At 71.1% G+C, this 16,453-nt stretch carries 16 protein-coding genes; 2 read left to right on the plus strand and 14 right to left on the minus strand.

Annotation, left to right across the window (positions count from 1 at the left end):
- Positions 1-132 precede the first annotated feature (132 nt).
- The gene (locus tag ACE3SG_RS04185) at positions 133-405 is read left to right on the plus strand and encodes a hypothetical protein (RefSeq protein ID WP_374562748.1); all 273 of its coding nucleotides are present in this window, start codon (positions 133-135) and stop codon (positions 403-405) included.
- Positions 406-508: 103 nt separating this feature from the next.
- Positions 509-949, plus strand: coding sequence for a response regulator (locus ACE3SG_RS04190; protein ID WP_374562750.1), 441 nt, complete (start codon positions 509-511; stop codon positions 947-949).
- 6 nt (positions 950-955) lie between these two features.
- On the opposite strand, the gene ACE3SG_RS04195 is transcribed toward ACE3SG_RS04190, so the two are convergent.
- From ACE3SG_RS04195 to ACE3SG_RS04260, 14 genes are all read right to left on the minus strand, one after another.
- Positions 956-2,101, minus strand: coding sequence for a putative zinc-binding metallopeptidase (locus ACE3SG_RS04195; protein ID WP_374562752.1), 1,146 nt, complete (start codon positions 2,099-2,101; stop codon positions 956-958).
- Between the two features lie 52 nt (positions 2,102-2,153).
- The gene (locus ACE3SG_RS04200) at positions 2,154-3,350 is read right to left on the minus strand and encodes a glycosyltransferase family 4 protein (RefSeq protein WP_374562753.1); all 1,197 of its coding nucleotides are present in this window, start codon (positions 3,348-3,350) and stop codon (positions 2,154-2,156) included.
- A gap of 115 nt (positions 3,351-3,465) precedes the next feature.
- On the minus strand, positions 3,466-4,551 hold the full coding sequence (locus ACE3SG_RS04205) for a DNA topoisomerase IB (protein ID WP_374562754.1): 1,086 nt from the start codon (positions 4,549-4,551) through the stop codon (positions 3,466-3,468).
- Between the two features lie 90 nt (positions 4,552-4,641).
- Positions 4,642-6,081 carry a sigma-54-dependent transcriptional regulator gene (locus ACE3SG_RS04210; RefSeq protein ID WP_374562857.1) on the minus strand — a complete coding sequence of 480 codons (1,440 nt, stop codon included), beginning with the start codon at positions 6,079-6,081 and terminating at the stop codon, positions 4,642-4,644.
- Positions 6,082-6,251: 170 nt separating this feature from the next.
- On the minus strand, positions 6,252-6,458 hold the full coding sequence (locus tag ACE3SG_RS04215) for a hypothetical protein (protein ID WP_374562755.1): 207 nt from the start codon (positions 6,456-6,458) through the stop codon (positions 6,252-6,254).
- A 152-nt stretch (positions 6,459-6,610) separates the two neighbouring features.
- On the minus strand, positions 6,611-9,352 hold the full coding sequence (locus tag ACE3SG_RS04220) for an ATP-binding protein (protein WP_374562756.1): 2,742 nt from the start codon (positions 9,350-9,352) through the stop codon (positions 6,611-6,613).
- Between the two features lie 130 nt (positions 9,353-9,482).
- The gene (locus ACE3SG_RS04225; protein WP_374562757.1) at positions 9,483-9,671 is read right to left on the minus strand and encodes a hypothetical protein; all 189 of its coding nucleotides are present in this window, start codon (positions 9,669-9,671) and stop codon (positions 9,483-9,485) included.
- 43 nt (positions 9,672-9,714) lie between these two features.
- On the minus strand, positions 9,715-10,632 hold the full coding sequence (gene ligD, locus ACE3SG_RS04230; protein WP_374562758.1) for a non-homologous end-joining DNA ligase: 918 nt from the start codon (positions 10,630-10,632) through the stop codon (positions 9,715-9,717).
- Entirely contained in the window at positions 10,629-11,615 is a 987-nt protein-coding gene (locus ACE3SG_RS04235; RefSeq protein ID WP_374562759.1) for a lysylphosphatidylglycerol synthase domain-containing protein, read from the minus strand. Before ACE3SG_RS04235 ends, ligD begins: the two co-directional genes overlap by 4 nt.
- A complete protein-coding gene (gene clsB, locus ACE3SG_RS04240) occupies positions 11,605-12,870 on the minus strand; it encodes a cardiolipin synthase ClsB (protein ID WP_374562760.1) in 1,266 nt (421 codons plus the stop codon). The genes ACE3SG_RS04235 and clsB overlap by 11 nt, the downstream gene beginning before the upstream one ends.
- A complete protein-coding gene (locus tag ACE3SG_RS04245; protein WP_374562761.1) occupies positions 12,867-13,673 on the minus strand; it encodes an endonuclease/exonuclease/phosphatase family protein in 807 nt (268 codons plus the stop codon). The genes clsB and ACE3SG_RS04245 overlap by 4 nt, the downstream gene beginning before the upstream one ends.
- A gap of 113 nt (positions 13,674-13,786) precedes the next feature.
- Positions 13,787-14,590: an alpha/beta hydrolase family protein gene (locus tag ACE3SG_RS04250; RefSeq protein ID WP_374562762.1), complete on the minus strand. Its 804-nt coding sequence runs from the start codon at positions 14,588-14,590 to the stop codon at positions 13,787-13,789.
- On the minus strand, positions 14,577-15,764 hold the full coding sequence (locus ACE3SG_RS04255; RefSeq protein ID WP_374562763.1) for a DUF3182 family protein: 1,188 nt from the start codon (positions 15,762-15,764) through the stop codon (positions 14,577-14,579). The genes ACE3SG_RS04250 and ACE3SG_RS04255 overlap by 14 nt, the downstream gene beginning before the upstream one ends.
- Positions 15,765-15,822: 58 nt before the next feature.
- Entirely contained in the window at positions 15,823-16,026 is a 204-nt protein-coding gene (locus tag ACE3SG_RS04260; protein ID WP_374562764.1) for a hypothetical protein, read from the minus strand.
- Positions 16,027-16,453: the final 427 nt, after the last annotated feature.

A 16,453-nucleotide genomic window follows, 5' to 3' on the forward strand; every position in this document is an offset into this window, starting at 1 on the left:
GACCGGTCGCTCTTGCGCAGTGCCGACACGGCAATCCCCGTACCTGAAAGCCTGGCGGGCGGGCATGGCAAATGCCGCGGGCTTTGCCACGTGCCCGGGCTGCCCGAGCAAAGCTTGCCGAAAGGAGTTCCGATGAAAGCCCGGCCCCGCGTCGTCCCCGCCCCTGCGAAGTCACCGCGCAACGTCGGCAAGCCGCCGATCGCGCCCGGTTCTTCGATGAAAAGCGATGGCCGCGACCTGGCCTTGCCGCACGAGCGCGACGAGTCGGCCGGCTCGGCCAACCCCGAGCCGCAGCCCGTGATGCAGCAGGCCTACGCCGACATCCAGGCCGGCCAGGTCGACACCGACCTGCGGGCCACACCGGGCCTGGACGCACGCCGACGACGGGCCTTGCTGCGGCGCTGATACGAGCTGTTTCCAAGCCACCGCGGCCAAGCGGGGCTTGGGCACGTCGATTGCTCTTCTGTTTGATCGTTGGCCCATCATCAAACAGACCGGAGTGTCGCGAATGGATGACTTGTACGGCAGGCCCGGCCGGCCGCAGGTGTTGTACGTCGAAGACGAGCCCACCAACGCTTTCCTGATGCGCGCGTTGTTCCGCTTGCGACCCCATCTGGAGTTGATCGTGGCCGCCGATGGCGCCGAAGCCATCGCGCTCGGCGGGGCCATCCGCCCGGCGCTGCTGCTGCTGGACCTGCGCCTGCCCGACTGCTGGGGCAGCGACCTGCTGCCGCGCTTGCGCACGCAGTTTCGCTGGCGCCATGTTCCCGCGGTGGCGGTCACGGCCGAGGCCGATTTCGACGGCGCCCACAGCGGGTTCATCGAGACCTGGCAAAAGCCGCTGGACCTGCATTTCGTGATGCAGCGGCTCGACCGCTGGCTGCCGGCGCCCACCGGGTGGCGACCGCCGGCTGCGGCCCCGGCGGCGCACGAAGCGCGCGCCTGCTGAGCCAGTCTATGCCGGTGCACCGATCACCCGGTGCACCAGGTAGAGCTTGCGCAGCACCGCGGCCGACAGCACGAAGGGGTAGAAATCGGGCACGCCCATGCTGCGTGACAGCTCGTTGAGCACGCCGGTCAGCTCCATCCAGCCGTTCACCAGCCGCAGGAAGCCCGGCGCGCTGGCGTCGGCCCAGGTGCCCAGCACGTCCGGCGTGAAGCGCTCGTAGTCGAGCTCGATGGTTTCGCCGTCGACACCGAAGCTGCGCGCGGTGTCCAGCGTGTCGCGCAGGTGCAGGTAGTGGGCCCAGGTTTCGGCCCAGTCTTCCCATGGGTGGCTGCTGGCGTAGGCGCTCACATGGCGCTCGCGCCAGTCGGCCTGAGCACCCTGCTGGTAGTGGGCCTGCAGCGCCGCGGCGTAGTCCTGCCGCTCGTCGCCGAACAGTTCGCGAAATGCGTCGAGCCAGGGGCTGGCCTCGTCGCCCACCAGGCGTTGCCAGTAGTAGTGGCCGGTTTCGTGGCGCAGGTGGCCCAGCAGCGTGCGGTAGGGTTCTTGCAGGTCGGCCCGGCGCTGCTCGCGCCGCGCGTCGTCGGCCTCTTCGGCGTCGAGCGTGATCACGCCGTCGGCGTGGCCGGTCATCACCGGCGGCTGGCCGGGCAGGCTGCGCAGCACGTCGAACACCAGCCCGTGCTGCGGGTCTTCGCTGATGCGCGACTGCACCGGCAAGCCCAGCCCGATCAGCGCCGACACGAGCCGGCGCTGGGCCTGTGCGATGCGCAGCCAGTAGCCCTGGTTCTCTGGCACCGACAGGTCGGGCAGCGTGCGGGTCAGCCGGCAGCAGCGGCACAGCGGCGCCTGGCCGGGCTGCAGCACCGCATGGGTGTCCCCCGGGTCGACCAGCCAGTTGCAGGCGGCCGGGCTGTCGCGGTGGGCGCAGAGCTGGTAGGGCCGGCTCTTGCGGGCACCGGCGGCGCGCCAGAGCTCCGGTCCGCCCGCGTCGCCCTGCGGGGTGTCCACGCGCTGCAGCGGCAGCAGCAGGCGCCGGGCCGGGTCGTAGCCCAGCGGCGTGTGGCAGGCCAGGCACTGGCTGTTGCGAAAGAAGATCGGCCGGCCACATCGACAGCGAAACGCGCGTGGCGTCAACGGCCGCGGCACTGCCATTGCGCGTCAGCCCCGCGTCGGCAAGGGTCTGTCGGCGGCGTGCAAGCCCGGCTCAGGCGAGCGCGGCATCACGCACCTGCGAGCCGGCCAGCGCTTCGGCCAGCACTGCGCTGAGCTGTTGCTCGAACGCGTGCAGCGCGCTGTCCCAGTCGCTGCGCAGGGCCAGCGTGCGGGCCCGCTGGCGCAGCGGGCAGCCCAGCGCCGAGTCTTGCAGCGCCAGCTCGGCCGCATGGAAGAAGCTGCCCCGGTCGCCGGGCGCCGCCAACCAGCCATCGTGGCCGTGGTGGATCAGCCCACCGGCGCCGGCACCGTTGAACGCGACCACCGCCAGCCCGCTGGCCAGCGCTTCGAGCACCACGTTGCCGAAGGTGTCGTTGTCGCTGGGGAACAGGAACACATCGGCGCTGGCATAACAGCGGGCCAAGGCACCGGCACGCTGCACGCCCACGAAGCGCACGTCGGGGTGCTCGGCCGCCAGCCTGGCGCGCAGCGGCCCTTCGCCGGCCACCACCATGCGCAGCCCCGGGCGGCGGCGGCGCAGGTATTCGAAGGTGTCCAGCGCCAGGCCCACGTTCTTCTCCGATGTGAGCCGGCCCACGTACAGCAACACCCGCTCGTCGGGCCCGACACCCCAGGCCTCGCGCAGGCCGTCGTCGCGCTCGGCGGGCGAGAACAGGCCCGCATCGACCCCCCGGCCGATCACCGAGGGGCGCTGGAAGCCGCGCGCCGTCAGCTCGTCGGCGAGCGAGCGGGTCGGCACGAAGGTGCGGTGCGCCATGTTGTAGAGCTGGCGCAGGTAGGCCAGCACCGCAGGCTGCAACCAGGCCAGGCCGAGGTGCCGGCCGTAGGCGGGCAGGTTGGTGCGGAAGTCGGCCGTCGACGGCAGCCCCTCGGCCTTGGCCGCGCGCAATGCCGACCAGGCCAGCGGCCCCGGCGTGGCCACATGCACCAGCTGCGGCGCACTGCGCTGCCAGCGCTCGCGCAAGGCGCCCACGGTGGCCCAGCCGAAGCGCAGCCCGGGGTGCATCGGCACCGGCGCCCCAGCGGTGCGCCATTCGCCGTTGTCGAAGGTGTGGTCGCCGGGGTGCTCGGTGTCTTCGAACGAACGCGTGGCCTCATGCGCTTGGCGCGGCCGGATCAGCTGCACCGTGTGGCCGGCCCGGCGCAGGTGGTGCACGGCGCGCGCGGTCGTCAGCGAGACGCCGTTGATCTCGGGCGGAAAGGTTTCGGTGATGTAGGCAATGCGCACGGCGGACTTTCACTTCGAGGTTGTGGACACCTGGCGGGGCAACCAGCGGCTTGTCGCTGGCTGGCAAGCCCTGTTCCCGCCGCGAGCCTGCCCACGCACGCCGTGGGCCGCCGCGTCAAGCGCCTGGCCGGCGCCGGCTACCCGCCTGCAGCAGGCCCAGCAGCTGCCGCTCGGCCAGCGCCAGCCCCCGCCGCGCGGGCGGCGACACCACCCACGGCTGCGCCAGCAGCCCGGCCCGGCCCTCGGCGCTGGCCAGTGCGTCGCCCAGCGCGAGCACCGCCGGGTGGATGTAAGCCTTGCGGCAAACCGCCGGGGTGTTGCCCAGGCGGCGCGCCACCTCGGCCACCACCATCGCCGGGGTCGGCACCGGCTCGGCGCTGCAGGCGGCCAGCGTCAAGGCCAGCGCCTGCACGCTGCCATGCCAGGTGCGAAAGTCTTTCGCGGTCGCATGCAGCTCGCCGCTCGCGTCTGCCAGCCAGGCGTTGACATCGGCCGAGCCGAGCCGGCAGACCTTGCCGTCGTCGTCGAGGTACTGGAACAGCTCCTGGCCCGGCAGGTCCTGGCAGCGGCGCACGACCCGGGCCACACGGCGGTCGGCCAGCCGCACCTCGTGCCGCACCCCGCTCTTGCCGACGAAGGCCAGCCTCAGCTCGGCGCCGCGCACGCCCGCATGCCGGTTGCGCAAGGTGCTCAGGCCATACGAGCCGTTGCTGCGCGCGTACTCGTCGTTGCCGATGCGCAGCCAGGTGGTGTCGAGCAGGCGCACGAGGGTGGCGAGCACGCGCTCGCGCGTCGGCTCGGCCGCACCGCCCAGGCGCCGCAGCACCCGCTGGCGCAGCCGCGGCAGCACCTGGCCAAAGGCCCGCAGGCGATCGAACTTGGTCTGCCCGCGGTGGGCCTGCCAGTCGGCGTGGTAACGGTACTGCTTGCGCCCGCGGGCATCGCGGCCGGTGGCCTGGATGTGGCCATCGGCGCGCGGGCAGATCCACACGTCCTGGTAGGCCGGCGGCACCGCGAGGCGGCGGATGCGTTGCAGCTGCGCTTCGTCGCGCAGCGGGCGGCCGCTGGGCAGCAGGTAGACGAACTGCTGGCCGCGGCGCTCGCGGCGAATGCCGGGTTCGCTGTCGCTCACCCAGACCAGATGGCTGCACACCGGCAGCGTGTCGCGGGTCGGCATGCGCTGCAGGATTGCAAACGACATGCCGGCCATGGCCGCCGGACCGCCCGGTTCAGGCCGACGCTGAATGGGCCCACGCGAGGCGGCGCGCCCTGGTTTGGGTTCAGCGTTGCCTCAGGTCGAGGCCGAGGTGTCCTCGCTGTCGGCGGCGTATTCCTTCAGGCGGTTGTACAGCGTCTTCAGGCTGATGCCGAGGACCGCCGCGGTGCGCTCTTTCTGGAACTTGTGATAACGCAGCGTGGCTTCGATCAGCGCCCGCTCGGCCTGGGCCATCGAGGTGCCGACCGGCAGCGACACGATCATCGATGGGTCGACAGCCGGCGCGGCGAGCTCGGCAGCCGCCACCGGTGCCGCCGGCTCGGCCTGCAGCGCCGCCGCGGCCGGCAGCGCCACACCCGCCTGGGGGCGTGGCAGCCATTCCTCGTTGATCTCTTCGCCGGCCGCCATCACATAGGCCCGCTGCACCGCGTTGCGCAGCTCGCGCACGTTGCCCGGCCAATGGTAGGTGGCCAGGCGCTCGAGGGCCGAACTGGTGAAGCGCTTGGGCTGGCCCTCTTGCTTGGCGATGCCTTCGAGAAAGTGCTGGGCCAGCAGCCCGACGTCCGACAGGCGATCGCGCAGCGGCGGCAGCTCGATCGGGAACACGTTCAGCCGGTACAGCAGGTCTTCGCGCAGCTTGCCCGACGCCACGGCCTGCTCGGGCAGGCGGTTGGTGGCGGCGATCACGCGCACGTCGGCCTCCTGGCTTTGCGTCGAGCCCACGCGCATGAAGCGGCCTGTCTCCAGCACGCGCAGCAGCTTGACCTGCAGCTCGAGCGGCATCTCGGTGATCTCGTCGAGGAACAGCGTGCCGCCGTTCGCGCGCTCGAAGAAGCCCAGGTGCTGGCGGTCGGCTCCGGTGAAGCTGCCCTTCTCGTGGCCGAATATCTCGCTTTCGATCAGGTTGGGCGAGATCGCGCCGCAGTTCACCGCGAGGAAAGGCTGCTTGCGCCGCCGGCTCAGGTCGTGCACGGTTTGCGCCACCACCTCTTTGCCGGTGCCGCTCTCGCCGGTGATGAAAACGGTGACGGCCGTGCCGGCCACGCGCGAGATCTGCTCGTACACGCGCAGCATCGGCGGCGCCTGGCCCCACAGGTGGCCGAAGTGGCCCTTGCTGGCCAGGCCGGCGTTCATGCGCGCCACATCGGCCTTCAGCGCCGCGGGCTTCATGAAGCGCGACAGCACGCCCTGCAGCTGCCGCATCACGATCGGCTTGACGATGTAGTCGGCCGCGCCCAGGCGCAGCGCCTCGATCGAGGTCTCCAGGCTGGCGTGGCCGGTGATCAACACCAGCTCCGAGCTGGCGACCAGGTCGGGGTCGGAGAACAGGTCCAGCCCGCTGCCGTCGGGCAGTTGCAGGTCGAGCAGCACCAGGTCGGGCGGCTGCAAGGCGATTTGCCGCCGGGCGTCGCGCAGCGTGTGCGCGAGCGCAACGGAGAAGTTTTCGGTCGCGACGAGATCGCGCAACGAAGTCGCGGAGTCGACGTCGTCGTCAACAATGAGCACGTGGTTCAGGGCGGTCCTCCCGCAGAGCTGCAGTTTTGGCCGATTATGGAACCGGCCCGCGTGGACAACATCATTCAACCGGCGTCGCCGTGTTTGTATCGCCGTGTGTCGGTCGGCGGGGAAGAACTATCCCTCATGGGTTTTTGTACTGGCGCCGCGGCCGGCGCATCGACATGCGCTCAAGGCGTGGGCACCGACGCGGGCGACCCCTCGGGTGCCTTGGTGTCGGGCAGGGTCTTGGGCTTCGGGGTGTTGCGCTCGGGGTCGGACGGCCGTGGCACGTTGCTCGGCCGGTGGTCGCAGCCGGCCAGCGGGCCGACCGCGCCCAGGCCGGCCAGCAAGGCCAGGCACGCGGCCGCGCGGCGCCGCGGGAAACGCTTGTTCATCACCAGGCTCCGATGAGGAGGTGCCGCAGCGGCACGGGCCCAGGCCAGGGCAAACGGCGTGCCTGAGGCGGTCAGCCGCAGCGCCGCGAGGCGCAGTCAGCCGAACAGCGCCGCGAGGCGCAAATCAACCAAACAGCGCCGCCAGGCGTAAATCAACCAAACAGCGCCGCCAGGCGCTGGGGATCCACCGGCTTGGTCAGGTGGTGGTTGAAGCCGGCCTCCAGCGCGAGGTGGCGGTCGCTTTCCTGGCCCCAGCCGGTGATCGCGATCAGCACCGGGCGCTGGCCGCCGGGCAGACCGCGGATCGCCCGCGCCAGCTCGTAGCCGTTGCGGCCCGGCATGCCGATGTCGAACAGGCACACATCGGGGTCGAAGTGCTGCCAGGTCGACAAGGCCTCGTTGCCGTCGAATGAGAGCCGGGTGTCGTGGCCGTCGAGCTGCAGCAGCGCGGCCAGGCTGTCGGCGGCGTCGCGGTTGTCGTCGGCGATCAGCACCTTGCGTGGTGCCAACGTGGCCGATGCCATGCTGACCGGCCCCTGCGCTTGGGCAGCGGCCTCGCCGGCGGGCAGGCGCACGGTGAAGGTGCTGCCGGTGCCGGGGCCGGCGCTGCGCACCGCGATGCTGCCGCCGTGCAGCTCGACCAGGCCTTTGGACAAGGCCAGCCCGATGCCCAGGCCGGCGCTCGACCGCTCGCCGGTCGCGTGCAGCTGCGAGAACATGCGAAAGACCTCGGGCATCGAGCCCGCCGCGATGCCGATGCCGTCGTCGCTGACCTCGATCACCACGTCGCCGCCCTCGCGCTGCGCCGACAGGCGGATGTGACCACCGCGGTCGGTGTACTTGGCGGCGTTGGTCAGCAGGTTGGCCACCACCTGTGCCAGGCGCAACGGGTCGGCCTCAAAGTGCACGGGCTCTGGCGGCAGGCTGATCGCCAGCTGGTGGTCCATGCCGTCGATCACCGGCCGCGCCGTCTCGACCGCGCTCGCCACCACCGCCGACAGCTCGGTGCCGGTCTTGCGCAGCGGCAGCACGCCGCGGGTGATGCGCGAGACGTCGAGCAGGTCGTCCAGCAGCAGCGCCATGTGCTGCACCTGGCGCTCGATCACCTCCTGGCTCCAGCGCTTTTGCGCCTCGGTCGCGTGCGGCGCGGTCGACAGCTGCGCGGCCTGGCGGATCGGCGCCAGCGGGTTGCGCAGCTCGTGGGCCAGCGTGGCGAGGAACTCGTCCTTGCGCCGATCGGCCTCGCGCAGCAGCGCCTCGTTCTTCTTGCGGTCGGTGATGTCGTTGAACCAGACGGCCACCGACTCGCGCATCGGCGACGCGATGCAGTGAACCCAGCCCTCGCTGCCGCGCAGCTGCGTGCGGGCCTCGAACTCGCGCGTCTGCCGATCGCGCACCACCGCCACGTACTGCTGGAACGCGTGGCTGTCGGTCCAGCTCTTGGGCAGCACCTCGGACAGCCGGTGGCCCATCAGCTCTTGCGGCGTGCGCTGCTGCACCTGGGCGGCGGCGCCGTTCATGTAGTTCCAGCTGAAGTCGGTGATGTTGCCGTCGTCGTCGTACAGCGGTGTCAGCACGATGAAGGGCACGGCCGAGGTTTCGAGCACCGCGCGGAACCGCCCCTGCGATTCTTCGAGCGCGGCCTGGGCGCGGGCGCGCTCGCTGAACACGGCCGCCTTGCGGGCGCAGATGTCGGCCAGCGCGCACTCGCGCTCGGTCGGCTCGCGCGGCCGGTCCAGGTGCACCGAGATCACGCCCAGCACCTCGCCGCGCAGGCTCAGCAGCGGGGTGCAGTGCACGGCCCGAAAGCCCTCGCGCCGCGCGATCGCGCGCAGGCCTGGGAAGCGCTCGTCGGTCTCGGTGTCGGCCACGACCATGCGCTGGCGCTGCATGCCGGCCATGGCACAGGCGCCTTCGCTCAACGCGGCGCGGGCCCCGGCGTCGGAGCTGAAGCCGATGCTGGCCTCCAGCCCGAGGCGGCCGGTGGCCGGGTCGAGCAGCGCGGCCAGGCCGCGGCCGCTGCCGTGGAAATGCGCCAGCGTCACCAGGATCATCTGCAACTGCTCGCGCAGCGTGCCGGCGTCGGGCAGGTTGCTGCTCAGCTCGTGCAGTTGGTCCAGGTCGTCGACCTGCTGGCTCAGCTCGGCCTTGGCGCGGCTCAGCTGCGAATCGATGGTCTTGCGCTCGGTGATGTCGACGCAGGCGCCGCGCAACCGCACCGCACGGTCTTCGACCCAGGTCAGGTGCACGCGCAGCAGCAGCCACAGCGGCGTGCCGTCGCTTTGCGGCACGCGGATCTCGCGCTCATAACCACGCGAGCGGGCTCGGAACTTGTCGATCAGCTGGCGGCGGCTCTCGGCCAGCAGGTCGGGTGGCGTGCGGGCCAGCCAATCGGCCAGCGGCACCGCGCCCGACGACACCGGCAGGTTGACCAGCCGCGCCAGCGCCGGCGAGACATAGGCCGTCTCGGCCATCAGGTCGATGTCGAACACGCCGATGCCGGTGCCCTGGATCGCCATCACCAGCCGCTCTTCGGCCGCCAGCGCGCGCGCGCCGGAGCGGCGCATCATCGTGCCCAGCTCGGCCAGGAAAGCCCCGAAGGCGCAGAACAGCAGCAGCGACAACCAGTCCGCCGGGTCGCTGGTGGTGCCGTGTTCGCCGATCAACGGAAACCACAGCGCAGCGCTGACGATGCCGCCGCCCAGCGGCAGCAGCCCAGGGCCACGGCCGCCGGTGGCCGCGGCCAGCGCGATCGCCGGCAGAAAGGCCATGAACGGCACCTTGTTGCCCAGCCACGGCTGCAGCACCCACTGCAGGCCGAAGGCGAGCAGCGTCACCAGCACGGCCACCAAGTAGGCGCGCAGCAGCGACAGCGAGAAACGACGAGCAGGCATGAAGGGCGGGCACCCAGGCAGCACGAGGGCTGCAAGCGTATCCCAGCGCGGGCCGCACGCTGTGACAGGGCGCACAGGCCCCACGGCCTTCAGGCGCGCGCCTCACCCTGTGGCGCGCCGGCGCCGCATGTCAGACCGCGGCGAATTCGCGGGTGGAGTCGTGCCTGGGGTCGGCGGCCGCCTGGCCCTGCGGCGACATCGGCCACGCCCAGGTCGACGTGGCGGGCGAGGCGTGGTCGTCCGCGCCCGCCTCGTCCAGCGGCGGCGTGCCGCCATAGAACCACAGGCGCACGCCTTCGAGATCTTGGTTGTCGCACATGCCGAAGTCCCTCTCGGTCGTCGTGGATCGCGCGGCCCGGTGGCTACGCGCGGCTGGATCTGGCGGTGGCAAATTTCAGGCCCAGGGCCCGGGCCGGCGCCGAGAGCGACTGGCGGCAGGCGGCGTAGCCGGCCCACGGGTCGGGGCCCTGCGCCAACAAGTGATCGGCGGCGGTCGCCACGGTCCAGTGGGCGCCGCCGGTCAGCTCGGGCAGCTGGTCCCAAGCCACCGGCATCGACACGCCCAGCCCCGGCCGCGCGCGGGCCGAGAAGGCGGCCGCGGTGGTGGCCGCGGCGCCGTTGCGCAGGTAGTCGATGAAGATCTTGCCGACGCGGTTGCGCGCCCCGCTCCTGGCCACGAAACGCCCCGGCTGCTCGTGCACCAGGCGCTCGACCACCGCTTTCGAAAAGGCCTTGACCGCATCGAGCGGCCAGCGGCGCGCGATCGGCACGACCACGTGCAGGCCCTTGCCGCCGCTGGTCTTCAGCCAGGCTTGCAGCCCGAGCGCCTGCAGCACGTCGCGCACCTGCTGGGCACCTTGCTGAACCTGCGGCCACGCGGCGCCCTCGCCCGGGTCGAGGTCAAAGACGATGCGGTCGGGCCGGTCGGGTGACCTCAGGCCGGCGTTGCCGGTGTGGAACTCGATCACGTTGAGCTGCGCCGCCGCCAGCAACGCTGCCGCCGTGGCGATCTTCAGCGGCGCCTCGCCATCGTCGGCATGGCCGTCGTGGCGCTGGAAGAACAGCGGGCCCCGAATGCCTTGCGGCCCGCGCACCTCGGCCACCGGCCGGCCTTGGAGATGCGGCAGCATGCGCTCGGCGACGGCGCTGTAGTGGCGCACCAGATCGAGCTTCGTCAGGCCGGTGCTGGGGTCGATCACGCGGTCGGGGTGCGACACCCGCAGTCCGCCCAGGCGCGTGCGGGCGCGGCCCGCAGCGGTGGGGGTGGCGGCGTGGCTCACCGGGCCCTCCGATGGCGGTCGATGACGAAGAACAGCAGCGTGGCCAAGGCCAGCGGCAGCACGTAGTAGATGACCCGGTAGCCGAGCATCGCGGCCAGCAGGTCGGCCTGGCCGGCGCGGTGTTGCAGCAGCGCCAGGAAGATCGCCTCGAGCACCCCGAGCCCACCCGGCACGTGGGTGATGAGGCCAGCGACGGCCGACACGAGCAGCGCGTTGAGCACGCTGGCAAAGTCGACCTGCCGCTCCAGCAGCGCCCAGCAGACGGCGGCCGTCAAGGCCCAGTGCAGCGCCGACAGCGCCAGCTGCGCGAGCGCCATCCGCAGCGAAGGCAAGGTGATCACATGGCGGCGCCAGCGCCACTGGTGGCCCTCGGCCCAGTAGCACGCCGCGGCGTAGGCCAGCGTGACCAGCACCATGCCGACGCCGAGCGCCTGCAGCGCCGCGTCGCCGAGCGCCCAGCCCGCCGGCAACACGGGTGGGCGCCACAGCAGCAGCAGGCCGGCCAGGCCGGTGTAGCCCAGCCAGTTGGTCAGCACGCTCGACGCCAGGATGCGGGTGATCTCGTCCACCGTCATGCCCAGGCGCGAATAGAGCCGGTAGCGCAGCGCCACGCCGCCGAGCAAGGTGCCCAGGTTGAGCTTGAAAGCGAACGACACGAAGCCGACCGCCAGCACCCAGCGCGACGGCACCGCCGCCCCGGCGCCGGCCAGCGCCACATCGGGCTCGCGCCCGAGCACGTCATAACTCGCATACAGCACGTGACCGACCGCCGCGAAACCCAGCCCCGCGAGCAGGGCCGTCCGCGGCAGGCCACGCAACGCGGCGAGTGCGCTCGACCAGTCCCAATGCCGGCCGGTCTCGACCAGCAGCACGGCGGTGATCAACAGGCACAGCGTCCAGAAGGCGCGCTGCGCGGCGGGCCACCAGGGCCTGGTCGTCAGGCCAGCGGGCGCGGGCGGCGGCGCAATGGCATCAGCGGCCATGCGTGCCCCCGGCGGCCTGCGGCTGCGCTTCGGCCGGCGCCAGCAGCTCGAGCTTGGGCGCATGCGTGGGCAGGCGCGCCGCCCAGACCGGGAAGCGGCGCAGGAAGTGGAACACCACGAACCCGCGCAGCTGCGCCCACCAGGCCACGCTCTGCTTCGCCGGCACCTCGACCTGCCGGCAGCTGTGCTCGATCAGGTGGTCGAGCCGCGAGCGCAGGTGGCGCGCAAACGGCTTGTCGCGCAGCACCACGTTGGCCTCGAGGTTGAGCGACAGGCTCAGCGGGTCGAGGTTGCTGGAGCCGACCGTCGACCACTCGTCGTCGATCACCGCCACCTTGCCGTGCAGCGGCCGCTCGCAGTATTCGTAGATCTTCACGCCGCCACCGTGCAGGTAGTCGTACAGCGTCGACGCGGCGGTGCGGGCGATCGGCACGTCGGGCTCGCCCTGCAGGATGAGCTTGACCTCGACCCCGCGCTTGGCCGCGCGGCGCAGCTCGTGCAGCAGGCGGTAGCCAGGGAAGAAATAGGCGTTGGCGATCAGCACCTGCTTGCGCGCGCGGCGGATGGCGATGCGGTAGTAGCGCTCGATGTCGTTGCGGTGCTGCAGGTTGTCGCGCCGCACGAACAAGGCATCGGCACCGCCGGCGGGCACCGTGCTGGCGGGCCCACGCCCTGCTCCACCCTGCAGGCGCCAGCGGCCCCACGCGGCGCGCAAGCCGTGGTGGTGGGGCGCGCCGCCTTCGGTGGGGCCGTGGATCGCCGAGCGGGCAAAACGGTGGATCTCGCCGACAATCGGGCCGACCAGCTCGACGGCGTAGTCCTGCTTGGCCTGCGGGCCGAAGTCGGCCAGGTGGTCGGCCGAGTAGTTGATGCCGCCGACGAAGGCCCGCTCACCATCGACCACCACGATCTTGCGGTGCATGCGGCGCAGCACGTTGAAGCGCATGCCGAGCACCCGCACCGCGGGGTCGAAGGTGCGCACGCGCACGCCGGCGGCGGTGAGGCTGTGGATGTAGTCCGGCGTCAGGTCGGCCGAGCCGAAACCGTCGACCAGCATGTCGATCTGCACGCCGCGCCGGGCCGCGCCCAGCAACACCTCGTGCAGCTCGCGCCCGACCTTGTCTTCGAAGACGATGAAGGTCTCGAGGATGACCTCGCGTTGCGCATGGCGGATGGCATCGAACACGGCCGGGAAGAAGGCCTCGCCGTTCTCCAGCAGGTCGACACGGTTTCCGCGGTACCAGGGGGTTTTCACAGCATGATCTCCGCAGCCAAAGGGGCGTGGTCCGACAGGTGCGACCACGGGAATCGGGGCAACGCGACAGGCCGGTGGGCCCGCACGTTGCGCACGTAGATGCGGTCCAGCGGCAGCAGCGGGAAGCGCGCCGGAAAGGTCTTGGCCGCGCTGCCGTGGGCCTGCACGAACACCTCTTGCAGGCCGGCGCAGCGGCCCAGCACCTGGTGGGCCTTGTTGCGCCAGTCGTTGAAGTCACCGGCCACCAGCAGCGCCGCGGTCGGCGGGATCTGCTGGTCGACGATGCCGCACAGCAGCTCGAGCTGATGGCGCCGGTGCGACTCGGCCAGGCCCAGGTGCACGCTGATCGCATGCACCGGCTCGCCGCGGCCCGGCACATCGAGCAGGCAGTGCAGCAGGCCGCGCGCCTCGTGCTTGGGCAGCGACACGTCATGGTTCAGCTGGCCGACGATCGGGTACTTCGACAACACCGCGTTGCCGTGGTCACCTTGCTGGTACACCGCATTGCGCCCGTACGCGAACTGCGGCCAGATCTCGTCGGCCAAGAACTCGTAGTGCGGCGCCTGCGGCCAGCTGGCGCCGACGGCCGCATGGTGGCTGTACTCGCCCTGCACCTCTTGCAGGAACACCACGTCGGCGTTGACGGTGCGCACCGCGTCGCGCAGCTCGGGCAGCACGAAGCGGCGGTTCAGCAGCGTGAAGCCCTTGTGGGTGTTGACGGTCAACACGCGCAGCAGGGCCGGCCGGGCCGGCGCCGGGGTGGTCGAGGGGTGCGGGTGATGCGGAGGGGTCGCCGGGGACATGCGACTTTTTTATCCGCAGCCCCTGGCCGGGCTTGTAGGAAAGCGCCCCCATGGCGTGCAGGCGCCGGCCGCGAGGGGCCGGCGCCTGCACGCTCAAGAAGCAAGGGGCCGCATCAATGCGAACGAGGTGGCGTCTCGGGGTGGACCACGCGATCGGCCGCCGGCGGCACCACCGCCCCACGCCGCGCGCCGTGGATCATTTCCTTCAGCCACGCGACCAGCACCTTGGTGTAGGCCCGCTGGTCGCTTTCGCTGGTCAGGCCGTGGTCGGCGCCATCGAGGCAACGGTAGGTCAGCGAGCGGGCGTGCGTGGCCGCCTCGCGGTAGCTGGTCAACACCGTCTTCGGGATGATGGTGTCCTGCTCCGACTCGATCAGCATCACGTCGCCCTCGAACGACTGCACCGCCTGCAGCGCGCGGTTCTCGCTGGCCAGCACCAGGCGCTGGCGGTAGGTGCGCAGGTCCTGGTCCTTGTGCAGCTGCAGCTTGGGGCTTTCCCAGCCCGAGTCGATGTAGAGCGCCGGCGAGCGCAGCGCCAGCCATTTGACCGGCCGCATCGAGCTGAGGATGGTCGCCAGGTAGCCGCCATAGCTGCTGCCCACCACCGCGATGGCGGCGGGGTCGACGTGTCGGCGCTTGACCAGCGTGTCATAGGCGGTCAACACATCTTGCAGGTTGTTGGCCCTGGACACGGTTTCGAACTGGCGTTTGGTCTGCGCGTGGCCACGCAGGTCGAAGGTCAGGCAGACACAGCCGAGCGCGGCCACGTCCCTCGCCCGCGACAGGTACTGCGCCTGGCTGCCGCCCCAGCCGTGCACGAACAGCACGCCGGGGATCAGCGTGCCCGGCGTGACGAAGGTGCCGGCGATGTCGACGCCGTCGACCGAGATCTGGGTGGTTTCCTCAAGCGTCGACATCCGGCGTCACCTGCGCGTATTTGACCAGCCGGCCCCCTTGGTTGTCCGGGCCATCGTAGAGCAACCACGCGCCGCGCGGCAGCGTGAAAGCGTCGTCGTAGACCTCGCAGGTCGACGCCTGCACGCGGCGCAGCGTCGGGTTGGCGGCGAAGGCGTGCAGCGCGGCGGCCTCGGCCCCGCTGGCGCCGCCGATGCGCCACGACTGCTCGAGCACACCGGACAGCGGCCGGCCGTCATCGTCCAGCCCCTGGGCCACGTCGTAGTTGCAGCGCGAGGCGAAGAAGCCCGGGAAGCAGCTGGCCGTGGCTTTGTGGAAAACCAGCGCCTGCTCGACCGCGGTGCACACATCCGGCTCGAGCGGCTGCTTCAGCAGCGCATCGAAGCCACCGCGGCAGACGGTGAGCTGCGAGCCACCGTAGACTTCGTGGCCACGGTGGTTGCGTGTCAGGCCCTGGGTGCCGAAGTAACTCGCCACGTGGGCGCCCACCACCACCTGGCCCACGCTGTGCGTGACCACCTGGTTCAGGTTGCGCTCCAGCACCAGGCCGTGTTGCATCAGCCGTTGCGGCCCGATCTCGGCCAGTCGCGCGTCGAGCTCGTCCAGGCTCTCGATCACCCATTGGCCCACGCCGCCGACACCGGCGGGGTCCTTCAGCCGCACGCCGCCGCCCTGGAACAGGCGCTCGGCGGCCAGTCGCGCGTCTTCGGCGCTGAAGACCGAGTAGCCGGGCAGCACCGCGTCGCGCACCTGGTCACCGTAGGCTGCCGACCAGCCCGGCAGCGAGCAGGCACCGGGCTGCACCAGCGGGTGCGAGATCACCTTGGTGGCAACGAAGGGCTGCGGCACCACGCCGCCGAACAGCTGGTCGGCCCGGTTGATGCCCAGGCGCTGCGCTTCGGCAAGCGTCGGCAGGGTGTCGGTGGGCACCAGGTACAGGCTGCCGGTAGGCGGGTGGGCCAGGTCCAGCTCGCCGACGAATTCGTGGCCGAGCAGGCGGGCCAGCGACTCGGCCACCCTGCATTTGGAGCTGGCGTCGTGGTCCAGCGGGCCGGTCTGGCCATTGCTGCGAAAGAAGGCCACGGCGGGCGCCGGCGCGCGCGTCGGGCGCGGGCGCGCACGGGGCTGGCTGCGGCTGCTGGGTTCGGCGCGCGGGGCAGCGAGGGCGGTGATCATGGTGTCTCCTTCAGCGGATGCAGGTGATGGATGGGAGGGAACACGGGGTCAGGCGGCCTCAATGCGCCGGCGCCGTCGCGGGCGGGCGCAGGCCGGCCAGATCCTTGACCGTGTCAGGCACCGCCAGCACCGTCTTCGGGGCGGCGAAATCGATCGACAAGGCGTGCAGGCGCTCAATCGGGCTCGGTGCCTGGTCAGATGCCAGACCCAGCGCTCGTAGGTGGCTAGGGAAAACTCGCAAATCGTCGGATGGGCCGCGCATGGCGTCGCTCCTGGCTGCTGAATGTCAGACGCAGCGTAGAAACAGGCCAGCGCCGTGGCTGTCAGCCGCCGGCGCGACGGCGTGTAGGAACAGTCCAGCAAGACAAGTGGTTGCCAATACGCTGCCGCCGCAGGCCGGCGCTGAGCTATAGTCCGGGCCACTGAAAAACGACGCGCGCGACGCGGCCACCGAGCCTGCAGCCGCCGCGTCTGACTGACAGAGGTCGAAACTGCGGTTTCGGCCTTTTTCGTTTCTGGGCTGCCGTAACCGCGCTGTACCTTTTCTCCCCCCAGTTTCGAAACCGCCGAGCGGGCCGCCGAGCAAGAGCGGACCAAAGCATCGGTGTGGCCAGCCTATGGCCTTGCAACACTCGGTCACGGCCGCCAACCGGCACATTCCATGCGGCGAACATCCAGTTTCAGGCGTG

The sequence above is a fragment of the Ideonella sp. genome, from assembly GCF_041914305.1.
Taxonomy (GTDB): Bacteria; Pseudomonadota; Gammaproteobacteria; order Burkholderiales; family Burkholderiaceae_C; genus Ideonella.